This window comes from Streptomyces sp. NBC_01296 (assembly GCF_035984415.1).
Classification (GTDB): Bacteria; Actinomycetota; Actinomycetes; order Streptomycetales; family Streptomycetaceae; genus Streptomyces.
This window is the reverse complement of record NZ_CP130720.1, coordinates 2,595,928-2,621,440: the sequence shown is the minus strand read 5'-3', so window position 1 is coordinate 2,621,440 and position 25,513 is coordinate 2,595,928. Positions and strand designations below refer to the sequence as shown.

General features: G+C 73.6%; 18 protein-coding genes. 13 read left to right on the top strand and 5 right to left on the bottom strand.

Annotation, left to right across the window (positions count from 1 at the left end; all coding sequences use genetic code 11):
- Positions 1 to 9 precede the first annotated feature (9 nt).
- On the top strand, positions 10 to 669 hold the full coding sequence (locus tag OG299_RS11640) for a hypothetical protein (protein WP_327361458.1): 660 nt from the start codon (positions 10 to 12) through the stop codon (positions 667 to 669).
- 147 nt (positions 670 to 816) lie between these two features.
- Here the strand turns inward: OG299_RS11640 and OG299_RS11635 are convergent, their stop codons facing one another.
- Positions 817 to 1,446, bottom strand: a complete 630-nt coding sequence (locus OG299_RS11635; RefSeq protein WP_327361457.1) for a hypothetical protein — start codon at positions 1,444 to 1,446, stop codon at positions 817 to 819.
- A 417-nt stretch (positions 1,447 to 1,863) separates the two neighbouring features.
- Between OG299_RS11635 and OG299_RS11630 the strand changes: the two genes are divergently transcribed.
- From OG299_RS11630 to OG299_RS11595, 8 genes are all read left to right on the top strand, one after another.
- Positions 1,864 to 4,023, top strand: coding sequence for a RecQ family ATP-dependent DNA helicase (locus OG299_RS11630; protein WP_327361456.1), 2,160 nt, complete (start codon positions 1,864 to 1,866; stop codon positions 4,021 to 4,023).
- Between the two features lie 826 nt (positions 4,024 to 4,849).
- Entirely contained in the window at positions 4,850 to 6,112 is a 1,263-nt protein-coding gene (locus tag OG299_RS11625) for a DUF4192 domain-containing protein (protein WP_327361455.1), read from the top strand.
- Positions 6,113 to 6,372: 260 nt separating this feature from the next.
- Positions 6,373 to 8,340 carry a glycogen debranching N-terminal domain-containing protein gene (locus OG299_RS11620; RefSeq protein ID WP_266636033.1) on the top strand — a complete coding sequence of 656 codons (1,968 nt, stop codon included), beginning with the start codon at positions 6,373 to 6,375 and terminating at the stop codon, positions 8,338 to 8,340.
- 75 nt (positions 8,341 to 8,415) lie between these two features.
- Positions 8,416 to 9,162 carry an NUDIX hydrolase gene (locus tag OG299_RS11615; protein ID WP_266636031.1) on the top strand — a complete coding sequence of 249 codons (747 nt, stop codon included), beginning with the start codon at positions 8,416 to 8,418 and terminating at the stop codon, positions 9,160 to 9,162.
- A 194-nt stretch (positions 9,163 to 9,356) separates the two neighbouring features.
- Positions 9,357 to 11,162: an ATP-binding cassette domain-containing protein gene (locus OG299_RS11610; RefSeq protein ID WP_327361454.1), complete on the top strand. Its 1,806-nt coding sequence runs from the start codon at positions 9,357 to 9,359 to the stop codon at positions 11,160 to 11,162.
- 151 nt (positions 11,163 to 11,313) lie between these two features.
- Positions 11,314 to 12,255, top strand: a complete 942-nt coding sequence (locus tag OG299_RS11605; RefSeq protein ID WP_323179138.1) for a FadR/GntR family transcriptional regulator — start codon at positions 11,314 to 11,316, stop codon at positions 12,253 to 12,255.
- 515 nt (positions 12,256 to 12,770) lie between these two features.
- Positions 12,771 to 14,351 carry an RNA polymerase sigma factor gene (locus tag OG299_RS11600; RefSeq protein ID WP_266636027.1) on the top strand — a complete coding sequence of 527 codons (1,581 nt, stop codon included), beginning with the start codon at positions 12,771 to 12,773 and terminating at the stop codon, positions 14,349 to 14,351.
- 100 nt (positions 14,352 to 14,451) lie between these two features.
- Complete coding sequence (locus OG299_RS11595) at positions 14,452 to 15,444, top strand: serine protease (RefSeq protein WP_327361453.1); 993 nt, start codon at positions 14,452 to 14,454, stop codon at positions 15,442 to 15,444.
- 121 nt (positions 15,445 to 15,565) lie between these two features.
- Here the strand turns inward: OG299_RS11595 and OG299_RS11590 are convergent, their stop codons facing one another.
- A complete protein-coding gene (locus tag OG299_RS11590) occupies positions 15,566 to 15,799 on the bottom strand; it encodes a DUF7455 domain-containing protein (RefSeq protein WP_030154305.1) in 234 nt (77 codons plus the stop codon).
- Positions 15,800 to 16,243: 444 nt separating this feature from the next.
- Here OG299_RS11590 and OG299_RS11585 point away from each other — a divergent pair, with 444 nt between their 5' ends.
- The 3 genes from OG299_RS11585 (at position 16,244) to OG299_RS11575 (ending at position 20,583) form a co-directional block, all read left to right on the top strand.
- On the top strand, positions 16,244 to 18,364 hold the full coding sequence (locus OG299_RS11585) for a DNA gyrase/topoisomerase IV subunit B (RefSeq protein WP_266636024.1): 2,121 nt from the start codon (positions 16,244 to 16,246) through the stop codon (positions 18,362 to 18,364).
- A 138-nt stretch (positions 18,365 to 18,502) separates the two neighbouring features.
- Positions 18,503 to 18,994 (top strand): DUF485 domain-containing protein, encoded by a 492-nt coding sequence (locus tag OG299_RS11580; RefSeq protein WP_327361452.1) that lies wholly within the window; start codon positions 18,503 to 18,505, stop codon positions 18,992 to 18,994.
- A complete protein-coding gene (locus OG299_RS11575; protein WP_266636020.1) occupies positions 18,991 to 20,583 on the top strand; it encodes a monocarboxylic acid transporter in 1,593 nt (530 codons plus the stop codon). Before OG299_RS11580 ends, OG299_RS11575 begins: the two co-directional genes overlap by 4 nt.
- Positions 20,584 to 20,602: 19 nt before the next feature.
- Here OG299_RS11575 and OG299_RS11570 read toward each other — a convergent pair whose 3' ends face one another.
- From OG299_RS11570 to OG299_RS11560, 3 genes are all read right to left on the bottom strand, one after another.
- Positions 20,603 to 21,310 carry a response regulator gene (locus OG299_RS11570; RefSeq protein ID WP_266636018.1) on the bottom strand — a complete coding sequence of 236 codons (708 nt, stop codon included), beginning with the start codon at positions 21,308 to 21,310 and terminating at the stop codon, positions 20,603 to 20,605.
- Positions 21,307 to 22,923: a sensor histidine kinase gene (locus OG299_RS11565; RefSeq protein ID WP_327361451.1), complete on the bottom strand. Its 1,617-nt coding sequence runs from the start codon at positions 22,921 to 22,923 to the stop codon at positions 21,307 to 21,309. The genes OG299_RS11570 and OG299_RS11565 overlap by 4 nt, the downstream gene beginning before the upstream one ends.
- 115 nt (positions 22,924 to 23,038) lie before the next feature.
- Positions 23,039 to 24,280, bottom strand: a complete 1,242-nt coding sequence (locus OG299_RS11560) for a citrate synthase (protein ID WP_327361450.1) — start codon at positions 24,278 to 24,280, stop codon at positions 23,039 to 23,041.
- Positions 24,281 to 24,335: 55 nt separating this feature from the next.
- Here OG299_RS11560 and OG299_RS11555 point away from each other — a divergent pair, with 55 nt between their 5' ends.
- On the top strand, positions 24,336 to 25,502 hold the full coding sequence (locus tag OG299_RS11555; protein WP_327361449.1) for a citrate synthase/methylcitrate synthase: 1,167 nt from the start codon (positions 24,336 to 24,338) through the stop codon (positions 25,500 to 25,502).
- The last annotated feature ends 11 nt before the right edge of the window (positions 25,503 to 25,513 follow it).

Here is a 25,513-nt window from a genome sequence, read left to right as displayed (position 1 = left end):
CATCAACTCATGCCTCTCACCCCCGAGGAGCCTCAGATTCACGAGAGTGCCCAGGGTCCCCGCGTCACGCCGGCTGCGAGCCGCACCGCGCAGACCCCCCGTCCCGTACCTGGTCCGCGTCCCGCCGCCGTGCCGCGGCCCGGACGCCCCGGTCCCTCCCCCGCAGCGGCAAGCCGCGCGGGAGGTGCCTCCAGGCCCGCCCCGCCCGCGCAGCGTGCGCCGCAGGCCACCCCCGGACCCGTTCCCGCCGCCCCCACCGCACCGTCCGTCTCCGCGGCGGTGCCGCAGATCCAGCTGATCCCGGCCTCCGCCGAGGGTGCGCTGGACGCGGCCGAAGAGGCCGTCGACCTGCTGCTCGACACCGGGCGCGCGCCCGGCGACATCCTGGTGCTCACCACCGGCGACCCGCACCCGTGGGCCGCTCACGAGCTGTCCTTCGGCGAGGCCGCGTACTGGGCCCTGCACGACGCCGGGGACGACGTCTTCTACGCGGACGCGACGCAGGTCGAGCGCGCTGCGGGCCGTCCCGTCGTGGTCTTCGCGGCCAACGGCGGACCGGCCGAGGCGAACGCCGCCGCCCTGCCGACCGCGCTGACGCGGGCCGGCGCGCTGCTCATCGTGTGCGGCGACCCGCAGCAGATCAACTCCGTGCTGGGCACGGGCGTCTGACGCCCCGTACCCCGGCGCGGTCGAGGGGCGGGGTCGGCCGGGAGCCGGCCCCGCTGAAGCCCGAGGCCTGACCTGCCGTACGCCCGCTCCAGGGTGTGCGGCCGTGAGGGCTGCCCGCGGGCGGGCCGGCGTACGGGTACGGCGGGCTCAGCGCGCGGCGGTACGGCGCAGGACCTCGGTCGCGCCGCCGCTGGTGCGCAGGCTCACCGCGGGGAACTCGGCCACGGTGTCGCCGAGGCGCTCGGGGCGCGAGTCGGAGCTCGGCCGCCGGCCGCCCCGGCCTTCGCCCAGCACCTGCCAGCCCCCGCGGGTCAGCGTGATGTACGCACCGCAGCGCAGCCCGTGCAGGGTGCAGGCGTCCCGCAGACCCCACATCCAGGCGCCGTCCTCCTCGGTCCACCGCTCGTCGCCCTCGCGGCAGTACAGCAGGACCGCCGTCCGGACCGGGGTCCGGCGCCGCAGGTCGTGCGGGAGGACCCGGCGCAGCGCGGCGAGCAGGGCGTTGCGGTACTCCCAGCCGTCGGCCGAGGCCGAGCGCTGGACGAAGGAGGCGCTCGCGACGAGCTGTTCCTCGGGGCCGAGGACGGCGATCACCGCGGTCGAGGGGACCGGAACGTGCCGGGAGTGCAGCCCGCTGACCACCTCGCGCGGATTGCGCAGCAGGGGGATGCCCGCCGATGTCCACTCGGCGGGTTCCAGCAGTCGGCCGTGCCGGCTGGAGCCGCCGGCTGCCTGTGTCAGAGACGTGGTCGAGGGCGGGGCGAATCCGAAGGTCACGGTCCTCCCTTCGGGTACACGCCCGCGGACGGGCACAGCTGAAGTGCGGGCACGCCGCGGCGCGGCCCAGGAGAGCGCCGTCGAGCCGAGCGGGAACACTCCGATTCTCGCGTGGCCCGTGAGCATGCGGCAACGAGCAATTGGCGCCGCCGACCGGAATTCGCCGGTATGCCGTTCATATCCTTGCCCCGTCACACCGAAGATGACTCATTCGACTACGGCCGAAGCGCCAGTACCAGCGGAAACACTCGCTACGGGCCAGACTCGACGGCGGCGCCGGGGTCCCGGTCCAGGCCTGGTGGAGGCACGCACCCCGGCGCGGCCCGCTCGCGGCGTGCGACGCGTAGGCCATCCGTGACGTGCTCGTCACGTTGGGTGAATTGGCCGATTGTCCGTGCCATCCGGTTGCATGGGGGCATGGACAACCTGGAGCTCCGCACCGAAGCCGATGCCGTCCTCGCCGAGCTCGTGGGCGCACCGGGAGGTTCGGCGCGGCTGCGGGAGGACCAGTGGCAGGCCGTGGCGGCCCTGGTGGAGGAGCGCCGGCGGGCCCTGGTGGTGCAGCGCACCGGCTGGGGCAAGTCGGCGGTGTACTTCGTCGCGACCGCGCTGCTGCGACGGCGCGGATCCGGCCCCACCGTGATCATTTCGCCGCTGCTGGCGCTGATGCGCAACCAGGTCGAGGCGGCGGCGCGGGCCGGTATTCAGGCGCGCACCATCAACTCGGCCAACCCGGAGGAGTGGGACACGATCTACGAGGAGGTCGAGCGCGGCGAGACCGACGTCCTCCTCGTCAGCCCCGAACGCCTCAACTCCGTGGACTTCCGCGAGCAGGTGCTGCCCAAGCTCGCGGCCACCACCGGTCTGCTGGTGGTCGACGAGGCCCACTGCATCTCCGACTGGGGCCACGACTTCCGCCCCGACTACCGCCGGCTGCGGGCCATGCTCGGAGACCTCGCCCCCGGTGTGCCGGTCCTGGCCACCACCGCGACCGCCAACGCCCGCGTCACCGCGGACGTGGCGGAGCAGCTGGGAACGGGCGCCGGCGAGGCGCTGGTGCTGCGCGGCCCGCTGGACCGCGAAAGCCTGCGGCTGGGCGTGGTGCAGCTGCCGGACGCCGCGCACCGGCTGGCCTGGCTCGCCGAGCACCTGGACGAGCTGCCCGGCTCGGGGATCATCTACACGCTGACGGTGGCCGCGGCAGAGGAAGCCGCCGTCTTCCTGCGGCAGCGCGGCTTCCCGGTGGCCTCGTACACGGGGAAGACAGAGAACGCCGACCGGCTGCAGGCCGAGGTCGACCTGATGGAGAACCGGGTCAAGGCGCTGGTCGCGACGTCGGCGCTGGGCATGGGCTTCGACAAGCCCGACCTGGGCTTCGTGATCCACCTCGGTTCGCCGTCCTCGCCGATCGCCTACTACCAGCAGGTCGGCCGCGCCGGGCGCGGTGTGGAACACGCCGAGGTGCTGCTGCTGCCGGGCAAGGAGGACGAGGCCATCTGGCGCTACTTCGCCGATACCGCCTTCCCGCCCGAGGCCCAGGTACGGCAGACCCTGTCGGCCCTCGCCGATGCGGGACGACCGCTGTCCGTGCCGGCCCTGGAAGCGGCGGTGGAGCTTCGGCGCACCCGGCTGGAGACCATGCTCAAGGTGCTCGACGTCGACGGAGCGGTCAAGCGGGTGAAGGGCGGCTGGACCTCCACCGGCCGGGAGTGGACGTACGACTCCGAGCGGTACGCGTGGGTCGCCCGCCAGCGGGCCGCCGAACAGCAGGCCATGCGCGACTACGTGAGCACGTCCGGGTGCCGGATGGAGTTCCTGCGCCGGCAGCTGGACGACGAGGGGGCGGCTCCCTGCGGGCGGTGCGACAACTGCGCGGGCGCCTGGGCCGATTCCTCGGTGTCGGCGGAGACGCTGAGCGGGGCGGCGAAGGAACTGGACCGCCCGGGGGTGGAGGTGGAGCCGCGCCGTATGTGGCCGACGGGCATGTCCGCACTGGGCATCAGCCTCAAAGGACGCATCCCGGCCAGCGAGCAGTGCTCCACCGGGCGGGCCCTGGGCCGGCTCTCGGACATCGGCTGGGGCAACCGCCTGCGCCCCCTGCTGGCGGAGAACGCACCCGACGGACCGGTCCCCGACGAGGTCCTGCACGCCGCGGTGGCCGTCCTCGCCGACTGGGCGCGCTCTGCGGGCGGCTGGGCACCCGATGTCCCGGACGCCTCCGCCCGGCCCGTGGGCGTCGTCGCCGTACCGTCCCTCGCCCGCCCGCAGCTGGTCGGGTCCCTCGCGGAGGGGATCGCGAGCATCGGGCGCCTCCCGTACCTGGGCACCCTGACGTACACCGGTCCGGGCGGCGCGCACGCGGCGCGGCGCAGCAACTCCGCCCAGCGCCTCAGGGCCCTGGCCGGCACCTTCGCCGTCTCCGAGGAACTGGCCGCGGCCCTGGCGCAGTCGCCCGGGCCCGTCCTCCTCGTGGACGACTACTCCGACTCCGGCTGGACCCTGGCGGTCGCTGCCCGCCTGCTGCGCCAGGCGGGCAGCGGGCCGGTCCTTCCGCTGATCCTCGCGACGGCAGGCTGAACGCGGCCCGGGGCGGCCGACACTCCGCATCGGAGCCGGCCGCGCCCCCCTTACGCGGCGGGCGGGGGTGCGGCCGGGGTCAGGTGGTTCCGGGTGTCCGGCAGGCGGTCGCCCTGCGTGGGCAGGATCCGGCGGACCACGGCTCCGGCATGCGGACTGGACCAGGACGGCTGTTGGCGGAACCCGCCGCCCCGTGGCCCTGTGGGCCGACGAACTGGACGAGGCCGACCGTCTGGTCGAACGGTGTCTGGCCGGGCAGTGCGGCTCGCTGCTCGATGCGCGGCAGACTTCGGAGGCGAATGGCGAACGCGCCTGCCGACGCACGTGGTTGCTGTCGCCGTCCTCGCTCTGGTCGAAACCGGCCATGCGCAGCGGGCCGCGGCCAGCCACGGTCTGGAACACACCACGCCTGCAGGGGCGGTGCCTGAGCGCGGCGACCGGGGGCTTGCGGGCTGGAGCTGGCCGAGCAGGTCGTAGGGCTGCTGCGGGACACGCCGGACTGGACGGAGCCGATCCCGGCGCTGATCGGTCAGGGCCGGCAGTTCGCCGCCGCCGGAGACCGGAACCGGGCCCGCGATCCGCTCCGGGAAGCGTCGGAACAGGTGCTGCGCGAGGGCGGAGCCCGGCGCGCCGCGACACCGCACACTGGGTCGGCCCCTGGGCGGCTTTGACGGTGCGGGCGTGGGTCGGTCGTCTGCGTTCATGTCCCCATGCAACGCGATGGTTCCGACATCGCGCCAACGGCACCCCGAACCTGTGGATGTTGAGCGATCAACAGTTATCCACAGGGGTTTCGGGATCCGATCGTCCGCGGGACCGTCGGGGCATGACGAACGACCGCGCATCACGCAACCCGTCCGACCGGCCCTCCATCAGCCCGTCCGGACCCGCCCTCGACCCTCGGATCACCCTGCGCAGCCCGGCCGAACTGGCCGACGCGCTGCCCTACATGCTCGGTTTCCATCCCACCGACTCCCTCGTCATGGTCACCGTGCACGGCGAGGGCGGCCGCTTCGGCGGCCGGCTCCGCGTCGGCATCCCCTCGGCCCCGGCGGAATGGGAGGACACCGCCCGGCAGGTCGCCGACTGCCTGGTGCGGGGCAGCGAGCGGCGTGGCGACAAGCCCGACGGCATCGTCGTCTTCCTCTGCCAGGACCCGGCCGGCGGCGAGAGCGGCCAGCGGGTGATGACCCGGCTGCGGCCGCTGGCCCAACGCATCCGGCTGGCCTGCGGCGCGCTCGACGTGCCCGTGATGGAAGCGCTCTGCATCTCCGGCGGCCGGTACTGGTCCTACTGCTGCCCCGACGAGCGGTGCTGCCCGGCCGAGGGCAGCCCACTGGCCGCGACCGGCACCTCGGTGATGGCGGCGACGGCCACCTTCGCCGGACTCCAGGTCAGGGGCTCCCTCCGGGAGATCGAGGGCCGGCTGGTACCGCTGCGCGGCGGTGCGGCGGTGGAGATGGAGCGGGCCCTGGACCGGGCGGCCGCCGCCCTCGTACCGAAGATCCTCGACGGGGCCACCCAGCAGGAGGTCGGCGCGGAGACCGTCACGCTGGCCCGCACCCTGATGCGGCGGATGACCCTCGCCCCGCCCGTCGAGGGCGGCCCCGGAGCCGACGAGTGGGACGACGCCCTGCTCGGCCACGACGAGGCCGCCAGCGTGATCCTCGGCCTCCAGGACCGCGAGATCCGGGACGTCGCGGCCGAGTGGATGGAGGGCGAGGAAGCAGCCCCCGCCCTGCGGCTGTGGCGGGCGCTGGCCCGCCGCTGCGTCGGGGCGTACGGGGAGCACGCCGCGGCCCCGCTCACCCTCGCCGGCTGGGTCTCGTGGTCCACCGGCGACGAGCCGACCGCCCGGATCGCCCTCGGGCTGGCCCTGCGGGCCGATGCCGAGTACCGCTTCGCCCAGCTGCTCCACCACGCCTGTAACGAGGGCATCGACCCGGAGGGGCTGCGGGCCTGCCTGCGGGAGGAGCGGCGGCGCCGGGAACCCCGCCGCAAGCGGGCAGCGGCCACCACGCGCCCTCCGGGCCGCCGGGAGGCGCAGCCCCGCCGCGAGCCCCGCCGCACCGCGGGGAGCGAACAGTGAGCCGGGACCAGGCCCGGGGCCGCAGGGGTCCGGGCCCGGGCGGGAGCGGAGGGAATCCCGTGCGGCGGATCCGGGACGCCGCGATCACCGCCCTGCGGCGGCGGCTGCGTCACCGGCACGGCCCAGTACGGGCGCAGCCGCCCCCGGGGCCCGTGACCCGGGCGGGGGCGGGGGCGTTCAGCTGGAGGGTGGCGGGGGCCCGGCCGCGCCGCCGCCCAGCGAAACCGGCCGGAGCGCAGACAGCCCAGACAAGGCGACCCATGGCCCTCTCCGTACCGCCCGCCCGCAGGACCGAGTTGCCGCCCGTGCACGGCGCCGTCATCTGCGTCGCCGCGCCCTGCCTGGTCATCTCGCCGGAACACGGCCAGCTGACCGGACGGGGGATCGACGGGATCTACCGCTCCGGGCGGCGGCTGCTGTCCCGCTGTGTGCTCCGGGTCGGCGGCCGGGACCCGGTCGCCGTCCAGGGGCGCAGCCTCGGCTCCGACCGGGCCGCCTTCACCGCGACCGTCCGTACCGGGGCCGAAGCGGGCCCCGACCCCGACATCGGCGTGGAACGGGTCCGGCACGCGGACGGCACCGAGCGGATCACCCTGCGCAGTTTCACGGCCCGCCCGATGCGCCTCCCGGTGGAGGTGGCGCTCGGCACCGACCTGGCGGAGCTGGCCGCGGTGGCCGCCGGCCGGGCCGGGCCGGAACTGCCGGCCGGGGTGCACGCCGCGGGGCTGCGCTGGAGCACCGGGGAGGCACAGGCCGTCACAACGGCCGAGCCGGCCCCGGACGACGCCCTCGCCTCGGCGGGACTGCTGCGCTGGCAGCTCGACCTGGGGCCGGGGGAGTCCCGCACCATCGAGCTGCGGACCACGCAGGACCGCACGGCCCGGGCCCCGGCCGGGCAGGTGGCCAATCCGCTGGCCGACGCCCGGGCCGAGGGGGACGACCGGCGGGTCGAGGCCTGGTTCCGCACCAGCGTCGAGGACCTTGGCGCGCTGCTGATGCGGGACCGCGAGGAGCCTGCCGACGCGTTCGCCGCGGCCGGGGTGCCATGGCGGCTGGGTCTGGCCCCGGCGGAGTCCCTCTGGGCCGCCCGGATGGCGCTGCCGCTCGGGACCGGGCTCGCCGCGGCCACCCTGCGCACCCTCGCCCGGAGCCAGACCGCAGGCCGCGGCCCCGACGCCGGGAAGATCCCGGGGCCGCTGCGCGGGGCAGGTCCGCAGCTGCCGCCGGGGTGCACCGGCACCGAGGCGACCCTCGCCTTCCCGGCGGTGCTCGCCGAGGCCCGGCGCTGGGGGATGCCCGAGGCGGAGGTGGCCGGGCTCCTCCCCGCGGCCGAGCGGTGCCTGGAGTGGCTGCGCGGCGCCCTGGGGCAAGACGGGTTCCTGGCCGATCCCGATCCCGGTCCACGCCGCTGCGAGACCCAGGCCCACGCCCATCGGGCCGCGCTGCTCGGGGCCGACCTGCTCGCCGGATGCGGGCGGCCCGGCGCCGAGGCGTGGCGGGAGTGGGCGGCCGCGCTGCGGGAGCGGTTCCGGGAGGCGTTCTGGATCGACGGTCCGGACGGCGGACGGCCCGCGGCGGCCCTGCACCCCGACGGGCGGCCGCTGCCCCGGCTCACGGGGGCCGCCGTGCACCTCCTGGACACCGGCCTGCTCGGCGGCGGCCGGCTCGCCCCGGGGCTGCTGGACCGGGTCCGCACCGAACAGCTCGCCCGCCTCCTCGGAGCCCCCGCCATGGATTCCGGATGGGGGCTGCGCAGCCTGGCGTTCCGGGAGCCGGGTCACAACCCCTTCGGTCACCGCTCGGGCGCGGTGCGGGCGTACGAGAGCGCCGTGGCGGTCGCCGGGCTGGCCCAGGCCGGCTTCGAGAAGGAGGCCGCCGGACTGCTGAGGGGGCTGCTGGATGCCGCGGAGAGCTTCGGGTACCGGCTGCCGGAGATGTACGCCGCCGAGCAGCGCACGGTGGGCAGCGCCCCGCTTCCGCATCCGGCGGCCTGCCGCCCCGCGGCGGTGGCCGCTGCCGCAGGGGTCCATGCCCTGACCGCCCTCGCCGGAATCCGTCCCGACGCCCCCGCGGGCACGGTCGCCCTCGTCCCGCTGCCAGGTGCTCCCCTCGGCGCCCTCCGGTTCTCAGGCCTGCGGGTCTCGGGGGAACCGTTCGCCGTCCGGATCAGCCGGCTCGGCCTCGCCATGGTGGAGGAGGCGGCCGATGCGCTCCAACTGGGCGGTTAGGGGGTGTCCGGCGATCACCGGCTTCGGGATCACGAAAGCTCTGTTTATCGTCAGGCAGACGACTATGATCGCGGCATGTCGCCCTACGACCCGTCGGCCTATCCGCCCTTCGCTGTCACCGTCGACCTGGTCGTGCTCACCGTGCGGCGTCACGCGCTCTGTGCGCTGGTCGTCCGGCGGGGTGAGCAGCCGTTCCAGGGACGCTGGGCCCTGCCCGGCGGCTTCGTGCGCGGAGACGAGGACCTGGCCGCGGCCGCGGCCAGGGAGCTCTCCGAGGAAACCGGCCTGTGCGCCCACGATCCGGCCGAGCCGGGCGCGGGCAACGGGGCACACCTCGAGCAGCTGGCCACGTACGGGGATCCGAAGCGGGATCCGCGCATGCGTGTCGTCAGCGTGGCGCATCTGGTCCTGGCTCCGGACCTGCCCGCGCCCCGGGCCGGCGGAGACGCCAACAGCGCGCGCTGGGCCCCGGTCGACGAGCTCCTGGCCGTCGAGGACGAGGCGGCCTCGGGGCTGGCCTTCGACCACGCCCGGATCCTCGCCGACGGCGTGGAGCGGGCCCGCTCCAAGATCGAGTACTCCTCGCTGGCCACCGCGTTCTGCCCGCCCGCGTTCACCGTCGGCGAGCTCCGGCGGGTCTACGAGGCCGTGTGGGGCGTGGCCCTCGACCCGCGCAACTTCCACCGCAAGGTCACCGGGACCCCCGGGTTCCTGGTGCCGGCCGGGGGGACGACGACCCGTCAGGGCGGTCGGCCCGCCCAGCTGTTCCGGGCCGGCGGGGCGAACCTGCTCAACCCGCCCATGCTGCGCCCGGAGGTCTGAGGCCCCGTCACCCGCGCGCTCGGCATCCGCGCGCTCGTCACCCGCGCCCCTGGCACCCGCGCCTTCGCGCCCCCGGTCGTTGTCGACACGGCCGCGAACGCGCCCCGGTTGCGCCGAAAATCGGACATATCGCGTTATCTTGTTTGCGGTACTCACGCTGCCGCAGAGCGGTCTCACCCCCCGCGGGAGAAGCGATGCTCCAGGCCATCGGACTCACCAGCACACCCCGTCGAGACCTCCCGCCCCTCGTGGACGACCTCACCTTCGAGGCCCGCCCCGGGACCGTGACCGCCCTCCTCGGCGAACCGGGATCGGGCAAGACCACCGCACTGCGGCTCATGCTCGAACTCGAACCGGGCCGCGGCGTCACCTACTTCCGCGGACGCCCGCTGCACCGGATCCCGCATCCCGGCCGTGAGGTCGGCGTGCTGCTCGGCGACGTCCCCGGCAACCCGGCGCGCACCGTCCGGGGCCAGCTGCGGATGCTGTGCGCCGCCGCCGGGGTGCCGGCCTCCCGGGCCGACACCATGCTGGAGGTCGTCGGCATCGCGGGCCTGCGCGACCAGCGGCTCGGCTCGCTCTCGCTCGGCATGGAGCGCCGGGTGGCGCTGGCCGCGGCGCTGCTCGCCGATCCGTGCACGCTGCTCCTCGACGAGCCCGCCGCCGGACTCTCGCCCCGCGAACGCGGCTGGTTGCACGGGCTGCTGCGCGGTCACGCCTCCCTCGGCGGCGCGGTGCTCTTCACCACCGACGACGCGAAGGAGGCCGCCCGCAGCGCGGACCGGGTCGTGAGCATCGAGTCGGGCCGGCTCGTCGCCGACCAGGACGCGGCCGAGTTCGCCCGTACCCGGCTTCGGCCGCGGGTCGCCGTGCGCAGTCCGCACGCCGCCCGGCTGGCCGACGTACTCGGCCGCGAGGCCCGGGACGCCCAGCGGGCGGTGGAGATCGTCGAGGAGTCCGGCAGCCGCCTGTCGGTGTACGGCAGCAGCTGCGCGGAGGTCGGCGAAGCGGCGTTCCGGCACGGCGTGCTGGTCCACCAGCTCGCCGACGAGACCGGGGACGCCGGGGCGCCCTGCCCGCCCGTACCGCCGGTGCCGCAGGCGCGCACCGAACCCGGCGCGGAGCCGGCGAGCGCCGCCGCCCCGGCCGAAGCGGGGCCCCTGCCCGCCCGAGGCGGCTGTCGGTCGGCCGCCAGCAGCGGGACCCCCGCCTCGCCGGTGCGCCGGGTCGGCGGGCCGCTGCGGCCGCTGCGCTACGAGCTGCGCCGGGTCTTCGGTACCGCCATGCCCGTCCTCACCGCGGCCGTCGTCGTCGCCGTCTCCGCCGTCACCGCCCTGGTGCTGGCCCGGGCCGGCGGCACCCCGCAGAACCGGCTGCTCGCCGCCTGGCCGGAGCTGCTGCCGCTGCCCCCCGCCGCCCTCGGCGCGGGACTGCTCGGCGCCCTGGCCTTCGGCGAGGAGTACCGCTACCCCGTACTCGCCGCCGACCGCGGCACCGTGCCGCGCCGGATGGGCCTGCTCGCCGCCAAACTGGCCGTCTGTGCGGGCCTCGCCCTGCTGTTCGGCGCGCTCGCCGTCACCGCCGACGCCGCCGCCCTGAAGCTCGTCTTCGACCGCGGCCCGCTGCGCACCCCCGCGGAATGGGTCTCCCCGGCCGCGAGTTGGGCCGGACTGCTCATCGGCTGTGCCTGGGCCGGGGTGCTGGCCTCCGGCGTCTTCCGGTCGGCCACCGCCGGCCTGGCCGCCGTGCTCGCCGTCCCGGTCATGGTCGTCCCGCTCGTCCGCAAGGCGCTGGACGGTCCGTCCGCGTACCCGGCGAGCGGACTCGCGGCCCGGCTGCGCGGTCTGGCCTGGGCGCAGTGGCCCCCGGAGGCGGACCGCCTGGTCCTGGGGGCCTTGCGGGTGATGGCCCAACCCGTCGGCACCGCGCTGGTGTTGTCGCTGATGGTCCTGTTGTGCGCCTATGGGTTCACAGGACTGCGCAGCCGCGTCCGCTGGTAACGGACCGTTCGTGATCGTTCCGGTGCCGCAGAATGTTTCGACGGGACCGATCCCGTCCACATCACGTGAACCGGACCACAACACCGCCCAAAGAGCCCGGTTCTTTACGATAAGTCGTCAATTGCGTAGGTGGCACCGATCACCCTTTCGTGTGCTTTTCACCAAAGACCTCAAGGGTCATCGAGGCAAGGCCGACAAAGGATTCGTGAGTACCCTTGCGCACACCATGATGACCGCCGCCCGCCATGCAGACTCCGGCCTCGCCGGCCCGGGCGAACTCGACCGCTACCCCTACGCGGAAGCCTCCGGGACCGACCGCGTCGGAGCGCCCCACTGGGACGGCGCCGACGTCGAGTTGAGCCGGGTCGGCCGCCGCGCGGCAGGCAGCCGCGGCCGCGGACTGCACGGCCAACTCGTCCAGCAGCTCGGCCAGATGATCGTCTCCGGCGACCTCGGCGCGGACCGCCCGCTGGTCCCCGAGGAGATCGGCCAGCGCTTCGAGGTCTCCCGCACGGTGGTCCGCGAATCGCTGCGCGTGCTGGAGGCCAAGGGCCTCGTCAGCGCCCGCCCCAACGTCGGCACCCGCGTCCGTCCGGTCGCCGACTGGAACCTGCTCGACCCCGACATCATCGAGTGGCGCGCCTTCGGCCCCCAGCGCGACGACCAGCGCCGCGAGCTCAACGAGCTCCGCTGGACCATCGAGCCGCTCGCCGCCCGCCTCGCCGCCGGCCACGGCCGCCCGGACATTCAGCAGCGCCTCGCCGACATGGTCGAGATCATGGGCCACGCCCTCGGCCAGGGCGACGCGATCACCTTCGCGCGCGCCGACAACGAGTTCCACGCGCTCCTCATCCAGGTCGCGAGCAACCGCATGCTGGAGCACCTCTCCGGCATCGTCTCCTCCGCGCTCCAGGTCTCGGGGAGCCCCGTCACCGCCTGTGACCGCCCCGGCGAGGCGTGCGTCGCGCACCACGCGCGGATCGTCGAGGCCCTCGCCGCCGGGGACGCGACCGGTGCCGAGAACGCCATGCGCCAGCTCCTGATGGTGCATCCGGAGGTCGAGCGCGTGGTCCCCGCCCCGCGCGAGCACTGACGCGCGGACGGACGGCGGCGCGGGAAGTACTCGCACGTGCCGCCGAGGGCGTTGGCGGTGGCGCCGACGCCCCGGAGGTACCCGGGACGCCGTCCGGTGGGGGTACCTCCCGGCGGAGGCCGGGGGGCGGCCCGGCGACACCGGCGTGCGCGACGCGGTCGACCGCAGGTCGGCGCACACGGGCCCGGCGGGGGCCGGCCCCGCAGCACCCCCGGCGACCTCGCACGACGGCATCCGGCCGCGTCCGGCCCGCGTGTACGACCGTATGACCGGCATCGTGGCAATCGGGGTGTGACTCGGGCCACGAAGAATTGGGCGTAACACTCCGCGAGGTCAAGCGATGACCTAGAGAGGTGATGGCCGACGGAGGGAAGACAGCAGCCCTTGCGGGTGCTGTGCAGCTCCCCGGCCCCTGCCCGCGCCCCCGGCCCATCCCCAGTCGGTGGTCGTCGGCTCCGGTCCAGCACCACCCGGCCGGGGTCGGAAGCCGTTTCCATCGTTCCGAGAGGTTGTTCGTGTCGGCCAGCACATCCCGTACGCTCCCGCCGGAGATCGCCGATTCCGAGTCTGTGATGGCGCTCATCGAGCGGGGCAAGGCCGAGGGGCAGATCGCCGGCGATGACGTGCGTCGGGCCTTCGAGGCTGACCAGATTCCTGCGACCCAGTGGAAGAATGTTCTGCGCAGCCTCAACCAGATCCTCGAGGAAGAGGGTGTGACGCTGATGGTCAGTGCCGCGGAGTCGCCCAAGCGCACCACCCGCAAGAGCGTCGCAGCGAAGACCCCGGCCAAGCGGACGGCCACCAAGACCGTCGCGGCGAAGACGACGGCTGCGCGGACCGTCGCCGCCGCGGCACCGGCGGCCGAGACGGTGGACCCGGAGCCCGTGGACGCGGACGCTCTCGCGGAGGAGCCCGGAACCGAGCCCGCCGCGAAGAAGACGGCGGCGAAGAAGACGGCGGCCAAGAAGGCCGCGCCCGCCAAGAAGACGGCTGCCAAGAAGACGGCGGCGAAGAAGACCGCTTCCAAGAAGGACGCGGACGAGGGCGGCGAGGACGAGACCCCGGACGAGGGGCCCGACGCCGCCAAGGCCGAGGCCGAGGAAGAGGAGGAGGGCGGGGAGAACAAGGGCTTCGTCATCTCCGACGACGAGGACGACGCCCCCGCCCAGCAGGTCGTGGTCGCCGGCGCCACCGCCGACCCGGTCAAGGACTACCTCAAGCAGATCGGCAAGGTCCCCCTCCTCAACGCGGAGCAGGAGGTCGAACTCGCCAAGCGGATCGAGGCGGGCCTGTTCGCCGAGGACAAGCTGGCCAACTCCGACAAGCTGGCCCCCAAGCTCAAGCGCGAGCTGGAGATCATCGCCGAGGACGGCCGCCGCGCCAAGAACCACCTGCTGGAGGCCAACCTCCGCCTCGTGGTCTCCCTGGCCAAGCGCTACACCGGCCGCGGCATGCTCTTCCTGGACCTGATCCAGGAAGGCAATCTCGGTCTGATCCGTGCGGTCGAGAAGTTCGACTACACCAAGGGCTACAAGTTCTCCACGTACGCGACCTGGTGGATCCGCCAGGCGATCACGCGCGCCATGGCCGACCAGGCCCGCACCATCCGCATCCCGGTGCACATGGTCGAGGTCATCAACAAGCTCGCCCGCGTGCAGCGCCAGATGCTCCAGGACCTGGGCCGCGAGCCCACCCCGGAGGAGCTGGCCAAGGAACTCGACATGACCCCCGAGAAGGTCATCGAGGTCCAGAAGTACGGCCGCGAGCCGATCTCCCTGCACACGCCCCTCGGTGAGGACGGCGACAGCGAGTTCGGCGACCTCATCGAGGACTCCGAGGCCGTCGTCCCGGCGGACGCCGTGAGCTTCACGCTCCTGCAGGAGCAGCTGCACTCGGTGCTCGACACGCTGAGCGAGCGCGAGGCCGGCGTGGTCTCCATGCGCTTCGGCCTCACCGACGGACAGCCGAAGACCCTCGACGAGATCGGCAAGGTCTACGGCGTCACGCGTGAGCGCATCCGTCAGATCGAGTCCAAGACGATGTCGAAGCTGCGCCACCCGTCCCGCTCCCAGGTCCTGCGCGACTACCTGGACTGACCGGGCCGGGGACCGTACGAGGTGGCCGTGCGCGGGTGCGCTCGGCCACCGGGCGTCCCACTCTGGGTGGAGTCATGCACACCCAGAGTCAGGAGGCCTCATGCGTCGTCCCTTTTCCCGTGCTCTGGCGGGCGCGCTGGCCCTGGTGGCGGGAGCGGCCGCGGCGCCGCTGGCCCAGGCGCCCCACGCGGCTGCGGACAGTGTGGTGATCGGCGGGAAGCCGGTGAAGGCGGCCGACAGCCCGTGGGTGGTGGCCCTCGCCAGCCGTGACCGGTTCGGGGGTACGAGGGGCGGCCAGTTCTGCGGGGGCGTCATCGTGGGCCCGACGAAGGTGCTGACCGCGGCCCACTGCCTGGGCCGCCAGGTGCTGGGCGGCCCCATCGAGTCCGTCCCCGACTTCCGGGTGATCACCGGGCGTACGGAGCTGCGGGCTGCCGAGGGCCGGGAGATCACGGTCCGCTCGGCCCGGGTGAACCCGGGCTACGACACGCGGAGCAACGCCGGCGACCTGGCCGTGCTGGAGCTCGACGAGGCCGTACCCGCGCACTACGTGCTCCCCATGGCCGGCGACGGGCACCCCGGCTACGAGGCGGGCGGCGAAGCGGCCGTGTACGGCTGGGGCGACACGAGCGGATTCGGTGACTACGCGTACGGACTGCGCGCGGCGCGGGTGACGATCCTGGCGGACGAGGTCTGCCGGCGCGCCTACCCGGGGGACGCGGACGGGCAGTACCGGCCGGAGTCCATGGTGTGCGCGGGGCACCGCGACGGCGGGAGGGACGCATGCCAGGGGGACAGCGGCGGGCCGCTGGTCGCCCAGGGCCGGCTCATCGGGCTGGTGTCCTGGGGGCGGGGCTGCGGGCGCCCCGACAGTCCGGGGGTGTACACGAAGATCGCGCCGCTCACCGGCTTCGTGACAGCCCCTGAGACGGCCGCGCGGCAAAGCGTCGGCCAGGACATCGCATGGGGTGGCCAAAGGCGCTCCGGACCGGCTGCACGGCCCGTACGGGGGTACGTGGCCGAGCAGCCGCAGGGAGTCCCGGGAGCACCCGGGGGACGGCACCGGCACGGGAGCCGCCGGCCGAGCCCGTGAACACTCGGGCCGCGACAGGCCTCCGGACGTGAGGACGGGCGGCACCCCTGGGTCTCAGAGGTGCCGCCCGTCGACCGGCCTGGCCGGTCCTGGCTCGTCGGATGCGAGGTATAGGCCTGTGTCAGCGGTCCTCGGTGTCGGCATTGGCCGTCGGAGCGGACGTGAGCCGCTCGGTCTCATCCTGTATATCCGCGGCGATCTTCTTGAGTTCCGGCTCGAACTTACGCCCGTGGTGGGCGCAGAACAGCAGTTCACCGCCGCTCAGCAGGACGACGCGCAGATATGCCTGGGCGCCGCAACGGTCGCATCGGTCAGCGGCCGTCAGCGGGGTCGCGGGTGTCAGAACAGTAGTCACGTCGCCTCTTCTCTAGCTCGACGAGCTGTCGTACCAGGGTCAACATCCAACCAGGCCGAAAACGTTCCCGCTCGCGGCTTTTCCTCGAAACTTCCTTCCGAAGCTGGCCGGCTGTTGCCGGTTGGCGGCGAAGGAGCCGTATTGCAGTGCTTTACGGTTTCGCGTTGTCAGTCGTTCGCTTGTAGCAGTTCCGTCCTCCCCGGCGTGGGTGCCGGTTGTTCATGAGGACGTGCCCGAACCCTAAATGGTTCATGCCTGGAAGGGAACGTGATGTTTGCTTCACTCCCCCGGGGGATCGAACACCCGTGCGGCCCTGCACTAGGCTGATGAAGGACGAGGGTGGCGTTGCATCGGCTCTACCAGGCCTCGGTACCCTTCGACCGGCAACCGAGCCACCCTGCGCCCGACGGGCCAGAAAAAGAAATTCAGCGAGGAGCGAACTGCGTGACCGCCGACACGTCCGTGCCTTCCAGCGCGCTGCTGTCCGGAGCAGACCGGGACGGCTCCAACTACACCGCGCGGCACCTGCTCGTCCTCGAAGGCCTCGAGGCCGTCCGCAAGCGCCCCGGCATGTATATCGGTTCCACCGACTCCCGGGGCCTTGTGCACTGCCTCTGGGAGATCATCGACAACGCCGTCGACGAGGCCCTGGGCGGCTACTGCGACCACATCGAGGTGATCCTCCACGAGGACGCCTCGGTCGAGGTCCGCGACAACGGCCGCGGCATCCCCGTCGACGTCGAGCCCAAGACCGGGCTGTCCGGCGTCGAGGTCGTCATGACCAAGCTGCACGCCGGCGGCAAGTTCGGCGGCGGCTCGTACGCGGCCTCCGGCGGCCTGCACGGCGTCGGCGCCTCCGTGGTCAACGCCCTCTCCGCCCGGCTGGACGTCGAGGTGGACCGCAACAGCTCCACCCACGCGATCAGCTTCCGCCGCGGCGTCCCGGGCATGTTCACCGAGCAGGGCCCCGACAGCCCGTTCGACCCCGCCAACGGCCTGCGCAAGACCAAGCGGGTCGCCAAGGGCAAGACCGGCACCCGGGTCCGCTACTGGGCCGACCGGCAGATCTTCCTCAAGGACGCGCGGCTCTCGCTGGAGACGCTCTACCAGCGCGCCCGCCAGACCGCCTTCCTCGTCCCCGGCCTGACCCTCGTCGTCCGCGACGAGCGCGCCATCGACGGGGCCGGCAAGACCGAGGAGACCTTCCGCTTCGACGGGGGCATCAGCGAGTTCTGCGACTACCTCGCGCAGGACAAGGCCGTCTGCGACGTGCTGCGCCTGACCGGCCAGGGCACCTTCAAGGAGACCGTTCCCGTCCTCGACGAGCGCGGCCACATGACCCCCACCGAGGTCAGCCGCGAGCTCGGCGTGGACATCGCCCTGCGCTGGGGCACCGGGTACGAGACGCAGGTCAAGTCCTTCGTCAACATCATCGCCACGCCCAAGGGCGGCACCCACATCACCGGCTTCGAGCGCTCGGTCGCCAAGACCGTGAACGAGGTGCTGCGCTCGGCGAAGCTGCTGCGCGTCGCCGAGGACGACGTGGTCAAGGACGACGCGATGGAGGGCATGACGGCGGTCGTCACCGTCCGGCTGGCCGAACCGCAGTTCGAGGGCCAGACCAAGGAGGTGCTCGGCACCTCGGCGGCCGCCCGGATCGTCGCGGCCGTGGTCGCCAAGGAGCTCAAGGCCTTCCTGACCAGCACGAAGCGCGACGACAAGCAGCAGGCCCGCGCCGTGATGGAGAAGATCGTCGCGGCCGCCCGGACCCGGATCGCCGCCCGCCAGCACAAGGAGGCGCAGCGCCGCAAGACGGCACTGGAGACCTCCTCGCTGCCCGCGAAGCTGGCCGACTGCCGCAGCGACGACGTGGAGCGCAGCGAGCTCTTCATCGTCGAGGGCGACTCTGCCCTCGGCACCGCCAAGCTCGCGCGGAACTCGGAGTTCCAGGCTCTGCTGCCGATCCGCGGCAAGATCCTGAACGTCCAGAAGTCGTCGGTCTCGGACATGCTCAAGAACACCGAGTGCGGAGCGATCATCCAGGTCATAGGAGCCGGCTCGGGCCGTACCTTCGACATCGATGCAGCGCGTTACGGGAAGATCGTCCTGCTCGTCGACGCCGACGTGGACGGCGCGCACATCCGCTGCCTGCTGCTGACGCTCTTCCAGCGGTACATGCGGCCGATGGTCGAGGCGGGCCGGGTGTTCGCCGCGGTGCCGCCGCTGCACCGGATCGAACTCGTCCAGCCCAAGAAGGGCCAGGACAAGTACGTCTACACGTATTCGGACAACGAGCTGCGCCAGACGCTGCTCGAATTCCAGCGCAAGAACGTCCGGTACAAGGATTCGATCCAGCGCTACAAGGGTCTCGGCGAGATGGACGCGGACCAGCTGGCGGAGACCACCATGGACCCCCGCTTCCGTACGCTGCGCCGGATCAACATCGGCGACCTGGACTCGGCCGAGCAGGTCTTCGACCTGCTGATGGGCAACGAGGTCGCGCCGCGCAAGGAGTTCATCACGAGCTCGGCGGCGACCCTGGACCGCTCGCGCATCGACGCCTGACGGGCGCACCGGCACACCGGTGCTCTTCGCTCCATCACCTGTTGGAGTGAAGAGCACCGGGACACCAGTCCGGAAAACGTCCATACCGCACATCCTTGTGAGCACGCGGCCAATGCGGCAGCGGACAAGGAGAGTTCGGTGGACAAGCACGAAGGTCCCGATGCCGGAACGATCCGGCTCGACGACCCCTGGTACGACGCGCTCGCCGTCGGCTGGGGGGAGGGCGAGGGCGAGGACCCGGCGCCCCCGCGTCCCGCCGCCGGCGGCCGGGCCGCGCCCGGGGCATCCGACATCTACCTCGAAGTGCAGCGCAGCGCCGCTTTCCAGGAGGTCCGCAGCCGCTACCGCGGCTTCGTCGTCCCCGCGACCGCCGGATTCTTCCTCTGGTACGTCGCCTACGTGGTCGCGGCCACCATGGCACCGGGGATCATGGCCCGGCCCGTCGTCGGGGCGGTCAACGTCGCCCTGCTGGCCGGGCTCGGCCAGTTCCTCAGCACCTTCCTGCTGACCTGGGCGTACGCCCGGCACGCGCGGCTGCGCCGCGACCGCGCCGCGCTGGACCTGCGCTGGACGGTCTTCGAGCAGGAGCGCGGCCAGGAGCGGATGCGGGCCCGGGAGGGCGGCCGGTGACCACCGAGCACCAGACCCTCGCGCTGATCCTGTTCAGCCTCTTCATCGCGGTCACCCTGGGCATCACCACCTGGGTCAGCCGCAACCGGCACGGCTCGGCCGAGGAGTTCTACGCCGGCGGACGGCTGTTCTCACCCCTGGAGAACGGTTTCGCCATCGCGGGCGACTACATGTCCGCAGCCTCCTTCCTCGGCATCTCCGGCCTGATCGCCCTCTTCGGCTACGACGGCCTGCTGTACTCGGTGGGCTTCCTCGTCGCCTGGCTCGTCGTGCTGTTCCTCGTCGCCGAACTCGTCCGCAACTGCGGGCGCTTCACCCTCGCGGACGTGGTCGCGGCCCGGATGAGCGAGCGGCCCGTCCGGATCGCCGCCGGCACCTCCTCGGTCGTGGTCTCGGTGCTGTACCTCGTGGCGCAGATGGTCGGCGCGGGCAGCCTCGTGGGCCTGCTGCTCGGTGATTCGGGCACCGCGGCCCGGACGCTGACCGTGATCGGGGTCGGGGCGCTGATGGTGGTCTACGTGTCCTTCGGCGGCATGCGGGCCACCACCTGGATCCAGATCGTGAAGGCCGTGCTGCTCATGGGCGGAGCCATCACCCTCACCGTGCTCGTACTCCTGCGCTTCCACGGGAACTTCGACCAGCTGCTCACCAGCGCGGCCGAGCGCAGCGGGCACGGCCGGCGGTTCCTGAGCCCCGGGCTCAAGTACGGCGGCGACTGGACCGCCCGCTTCGACTTCATGAGCCTCGGCCTCGCGCTGGTCCTCGGGACAGCCGGGCTGCCGCACATCCTGTCGCGCTTCTACACGGTGCCGACCGCACGCGCGGCCCGCCGGTCCGTGGTGTGGGCGATCGCGCTGATCGGCGGGTTCTACCTGATGACCATCGTGCTCGGGTTCGGGGCGGCCGCGCTGGTGGGTCCGGACGCGGTGCGGGCCTCCAACGCCTCGGGGAACACGGCGGTTCCGCTGCTCGCGGCCTTCCTGGGCGGCGGGGCCGGCTCCACCGGGGGCGCGGTGCTGTTCGCCTTCGTGGCGGCGATCGCCTTCGCCACGATCCTGGCCGTGGTCGCGGGCATCACGCTGGCGTCCTCGGCCTCGGTGGCGCACGACCTGTACGCCTCGCTCAAGCGCCGCCATGCGCGCCAGCGCAGCGAGGTCGCGGTGGCCAGGGCCGCGGCCGTCGGGATCGGGGCGGTGGCGATCGCCCTGGGGCTGCTCGCCCAGGACCTGAACGTGGCGTTCCTGGTGGGGCTGGCCTTCGCGGTGTCGGCTTCGGCCAATCTGCCGGTGCTGCTCTACTCGCTGTTCTGGCGCTCCTTCACCACGCGGGGCGCCGTCTGGTCGGTGTACGGGGGCCTGATTCCGGCGGTCGTGCTGGTCGTCCTGTCTCCGGTGGTCTCCGGCAGCCCGGACTCCCTCTTCCCGGGGGTGAGCTTCCAGTTCTTCCCGCTGCAGAACCCCGGCCTGGTCTCGATCCCGCTGGGCTTCCTGGCGGGCTGGCTGGGCACGGTCACCTCGGCGGAGGAGCCGGACGAGGCGAAGCACGCGGAGACGGAGGTCCGCTCCCTGACCGGCGCCGGGGCCGTCTGAGCGGGTTCCCGTCCGACGGCTACGCGCCCTCGGACGGGAGCCAGGAGTAGCGGTGTTCGGGGCGGCCCGTCTCGCCGTAGCGCAGGGCCAGGGTGACCCGGGCGGTGCGCTCCAGGAGCTTCAGGTAGCGCTGGGCGGTCTGGCGGCTGATGCCGGCGCGGTCGGCGATCTGCTGGGTGGAGAGCGGGCCCTCGGCGGAGCGCAGGACCCGGCGGACCAGTTCGGCGGTGGTGGCGGAGTGGCCCTTGGGCATTTCGTTCGGGGAGCCGGCCGCGGCGAGGGCGCCGAAGATCCGGTCCACCTCGGCCTGTTCGGCCTCGCCGCCGGTCTCCAGGGTGCGGCGCAGGGCGCCGTACGCCTCCAGCCGGGTGCGCAGGCCGGCGAAGGTGAAGGGCTTGACCAGGTACTGCAGGGCGCCGAGGCGCATGGCGGACTGGACGGTGGCCAGGTCGCGGGCGGCCGTGACCATGATCACGTCGGTGCGGTGGCCGAGCTGGCGCAGCCGGCGGACCAGGTCCAGGCCGTTCTCGTCCGGGAGGTAGTGGTCGAGGAGGATCAGGTCGACGGCGTGGGTGTCGAGGTAGGCGAGGGCCTCGGCCGCCGAATGGGCCTGGGCGCAGACGCGGAAGCCGGGAACCTTCGCCACGTACGCCGCGTTGATCCGGGCAACACGCATGTCGTCGTCGACGACCAATACGTGGATGTCATGGATCGGGGTCTCGTTCATCGCAGGGCCTCCGGGAGTACGACGGAGAACTCCGCCCCTCCGTCCGCTGCCTCGCCGGCCCGGGCCGTGCCGCCCTGCCGCTCCGCGAGGCGGCGTACGAGTGCGAGACCGAGCCCGCGCTCGCGGTGGGCCTTGGGCTGCTTGGTCGACCAGCCCTCGGTGAAGATTTCCTCGCGACGGGCTGCCGGGACGCCGGGCCCGCTGTCCCGCACCCGGAGGATCGCCGTACGGCCCTCGGCGCGCAGCTCGACCTCGACCAGGGGCGCCGCGGAGCCCGCCGCCGCGTCCAGGGCGTTGTCCACCAGGTTGCCCGTGATGGTGACGAGGCCGCCGGGGTCGACGAGGCAGTCGGGCAGGAAGGTGGTGTCGGCGAGGCGCAGCGGGACGCCGCGCTCGGCCGCGACGGTCGCCTTGCCCACCAGAAGGGCGGCCAGCAGGGGGTCGTGGACCTTCTCGGTGACCTGCTCGGCGGTGCTGCGGTGCACTCCGACGACCTCGGTGACGAACTCCACCGCCTCCTCGTGCAGGCCCAGCTCCAGCAGGCCGAGGAGGGTGTGGAGGCGGTTGGCGTGCTCGTGGTCCTGTGCGCGCAGTGCGTCGATGAGGCCCTTGGTGGAGTCGAGCTCGCGGCCGAGGTGTTCCAGCTCGGTGCGGTCGCGCAGGGTGGCGACGGCGCCGCCGTCCTCGGTGGGCATCCGGTTGGCGACGAGTACCCGGGGCCCCTGGACGGTGAGCAGGTCGCGGCCGGTGACGCGGCCGGCGAGGACGTCGGTGGTGCGGCCGGCGCCCAGGACGTCGTCCAGCGGGCGCCCGGCGAGGGTGGAGGCTGTATCGGGGGCGAGGCCCAGCAGCCGGGCGGCCTCGTCGTTGACCAGGCGGACCCGGCCGGCGCGGTCGAGGGCGATCACGCCCTCGCGGATGGAGTGGAGCATCGCCTCGCGCTCGGCGAGCAGTCCGGCGATGTCGGAGAACGCCAGGTCGCGGGTCTGCCGCTGGATCCGGCGGGAGAGCAGGTAGGCGGCGAGCGCGCCTGCCGCGAGCGCGCCGCCCGCGTAGGCGAGCAGGCCCGGGATCGCGCCGAGCAGCCGGTCGTGGACGCTGTCGTAGGCGATGCCGACGGAGACCGCGCCGACGATCTCCCCGTCGGCCGCGAGGAGCGGGACCTTGCCGCGGGCGGAGCGGCCGAGGGTGCCCTCGTCGATCTCCATGACCTCGCGGCCCGCGAGGGCGTCGCTCGGGTCGGTGGAGACGCGCAGGCCGATCCGGTCGGTGCCGGGGTGCGAGCGGCGGATCCCGTCCAGGTCCATGACGACGACGTACTCGGCGCCCGTGGCGCGGCGGATCCGCTCGGCCGAGGCCTGCACGGGGCTGTCCGCCGTGGGCCCGGAGTCGAGGAGGTCGGCGGCCAGCGACGGGTCCGCCGCCGCGCTCTGGGCGATGGCCAGGGCGCGCCGCATGGCCTGGTCGTCGAGCTGCGCGCCGAGCGGGGCCAGGAAGAGCCCGGTGGCCAGCACGGCGACCCCGGCGGCGATGGCCAGCTGGGTCAGCAGGATCTGCGAGACGGCCCGTCTGGGCAGCCCGAGGCGCCGAGCGCTCAAGAGGAGGAACCGCATGACCAGCAACCGTAGGCCGCCTTCGGCCTGAGTGGAATATCCGATGTGTGCGTACCTGTCGCTGATCTCCCGCTGCCCGCTGCCCGCTGCCCGCTGCTCGTGGGCTGTGGGCCGGTCACGGCATCGGCTGTGGCGGGCGGGGGCCCTGGTACTGGCCGCTCGGGCGCATCCGGAGCGGTCGCTCCTGGTACTCCTCCAGCGCGTGCGCGATCCAGCCCGCCGTCCGGGACACCGCGAACACCGTCTCCCCGGCCTCGGCGGGCATCCCGCAGGACACCGTCAGCACCGCCAGCGCCAGGTCGACATTGGCGTGCAGCCCGCCCCGCCGGGCCGCCGTCGTGGCGACGACCTCCCGGGCGGCCGCCAGCGCGGGCCCGGCCTGCGGCACGTCCTCCAGCCGCGCGAACAGCGCCGTCGCCCGCGGGTCCTCGCCCTCGTACAGCCGGTGCCCGAGTCCGGGCACCCGCCGCCCCGCCCGCAGATGGTCCGCGACCACCGGCGCGGCCCCGCCCCGCTCCAGGGCTTCCACCAGCATCCGGTGCGCCAGCCGTCCGGCCGCGCCGTGCAGCGGGCCCTCGAGCGCGCCGAGGCCGGCCGACACCGCCGCATACGGATGGGCCCGCGCCGACGCGGCCACCCGTACGGCGAGGGTCGAGGCGGCCAGGTCGTGGTCGATGAGCAGCGCGAGGGCCAGGTCCAGCGCGGCCAGCGCCTGCGGATCCGGCTCGCGCGCCGTCAGCCGGGTCCACAGCTGCCGGGCCAGCCGGCCGTCCCCGCGCCAGCCGGGCGGGCCCACCTCGGGCAGCGCGCCGACCAGCGTCGGGATCAGGCAGCGCGCGGAGCCCAGCACGGCCTCCTCGGACAGGTCGAAGCGCAGCGGATCCGCCACCGCGGCGGCCGCGGTCGCCACCCGCAGCCGGTCGATCGGGCCGCTGTGCTCGGGCAGTGCGGCCACCGCGCGCCGGGCCGCGGCAAGCACCTGCGGGGGAGCGGTGAACCGCACGCCGCTCGGCAGCGTCCCGGTCCAGAGCCACTCGGCGACCTCCTCGTAGCGGTGCCGCGAGGCCAGCTCGACGGCGTCCACGCCCCGGAAGTAGTACCGGTCGGGCTCGATGAGCGTGAGCGAGGTGCGCACGGAGAGCTCCGCGCCGGGGGGCGCCGCCGCCTCGCGCCGGGTGCGCCGGGCCAGATCCTCCACCTCGCGCGCATCGAAACTGCTGCCCCGGCCGACCGGGTCGCGGCGGCTGGTGAGCTGGCCGCGGCTGACGTACGCGTACACCGTCGCGGGCTTCACCCCCAGCAGTTCCGCCGCCTGCCGGGTGCTGATCCGGCGCTCGCCCTCCGCCTGGTCATTCATGATGCCCACCCTACATATATTGATTCAATCAATATTGACAACGATTCAATCCATCATGGATGGTCGATGCATGAACACCACTGTCGATGTGCCCCGCGGTCTCGCGGGAGTCGTGGTCACCGAGACCGAACTCGGTGACGTCCGAGGCCGTGAGGGCTTCTACCACTACCGCCAGTACTCGGCCGTCGAGCTCGCAGCGAGCCGCAGCTTCGAGGACGTGTGGCACCTGATGTTCCGCGGCGCCCTGCCCGCCGACGCCGCCGAGCGGGCCGCGTTCGCCGCCGAGATCGCCCCGCTGCGCCGACTGCCCGACGCGGTGCGCGAAGCGCTGCCCGGCCTCGCCCGGGCCACCGCCCTCTCCGGCCCGCTCGCCGGGCTGCGGACCGCGCTCTCGCTGCTCGGCGCATCCGCCGGCTTCCGGCCGGTGTACGACCTCGACCCCGGGCGGCGGGCCGCGGACGCGCTGGCCGCCTGCGCGGCCGTACCGACCCTGCTCACTGCGCTGCACCGGCTGGGGCAGGGCCTGGAACCGGTCGAGCCGCGCGCGGACCTCCCGTACGCCGCCAATTACCTGTACATGCTCACCGGGCAGGAGCCCGACCCGGTCAAGGCGCGGGCGGTCGAGCAGTACCTGATCTCCACCGTCGACCACGGCTTCAACGCCTCGACCTTCACCGCCCGCGTGATCGCCTCCACCGGCGCGGACGTGGCGGCCTGCCTCACCGGGGCGATCGGCGCGCTCTCCGGGCCGCTGCACGGGGGTGCGCCCAGCCGGGCCCTGGACACCCTGGACGCCATCGGCACGGCGGACCGCATCGACCCGTGGATCCGCGAACGGGTGCTCGCCGGGGACCGGATCATGGGCTTCGGGCACCCCGTGTACCGCACCGAGGACCCGCGCTCGCGGATGCTGCGGAACATCGCGCTGCACTTCGGCGGCCCGCTCGTGGACTTCGCCGTCGAGGTCGAGCGGCACGTCGAGGAGATCCTCGCCGAGCTCAAGCCGGGGCGGGAGCTGCACACCAACGTGGAGTTCTACGCGGGCGTGGTCATGGAGCTGTGCGGGCTGCCGCGCGAGATGTTCACCCCGACGTTCTGCGCGGCCCGCGTGGTCGGCTGGAGCGCGAACATCCTGGAGCAGGCCGCTGACTCGAAGATCATCCGCCCGGCCGCCCGGTACGTCGGCCCGACCCCGCCGCAGCCGGTTCCGGCGCTCGGCTGACTACGATCGGC

Bases quoted from the DNA above. Each gene is read 5' to 3' on its own strand.
- OG299_RS11630 (WP_327361456.1), top strand. From the start codon at position 1,864: ATGGACAACCTGGAGCTCCGCACCGAAGCCGATGCCGTCCTCGCCGAG.
- OG299_RS11615 (WP_266636031.1), top strand. From the start codon at position 8,416: ATGTCGCCCTACGACCCGTCGGCCTATCCGCCCTTCGCTGTCACCGTC.
- OG299_RS11625 (WP_327361455.1), top strand. From the start codon at position 4,850: ATGACGAACGACCGCGCATCACGCAACCCGTCCGACCGGCCCTCCATC.
- OG299_RS11620 (WP_266636033.1), top strand. From the start codon at position 6,373: ATGGCCCTCTCCGTACCGCCCGCCCGCAGGACCGAGTTGCCGCCCGTG.
- OG299_RS11570 (WP_266636018.1), bottom strand. From the start codon at position 21,310: ATGAACGAGACCCCGATCCATGACATCCACGTATTGGTCGTCGACGAC.
- OG299_RS11595 (WP_327361453.1), top strand. From the start codon at position 14,452: ATGCGTCGTCCCTTTTCCCGTGCTCTGGCGGGCGCGCTGGCCCTGGTG.
- OG299_RS11555 (WP_327361449.1), top strand. From the start codon at position 24,336: ATGGATGGTCGATGCATGAACACCACTGTCGATGTGCCCCGCGGTCTC.
- OG299_RS11565 (WP_327361451.1), bottom strand. From the start codon at position 22,923: ATGCGGTTCCTCCTCTTGAGCGCTCGGCGCCTCGGGCTGCCCAGACGG.
- OG299_RS11560 (WP_327361450.1), bottom strand. From the start codon at position 24,280: ATGAATGACCAGGCGGAGGGCGAGCGCCGGATCAGCACCCGGCAGGCG.
- OG299_RS11640 (WP_327361458.1), top strand. From the start codon at position 10: ATGCCTCTCACCCCCGAGGAGCCTCAGATTCACGAGAGTGCCCAGGGT.
- OG299_RS11610 (WP_327361454.1), top strand. From the start codon at position 9,357: ATGCTCCAGGCCATCGGACTCACCAGCACACCCCGTCGAGACCTCCCG.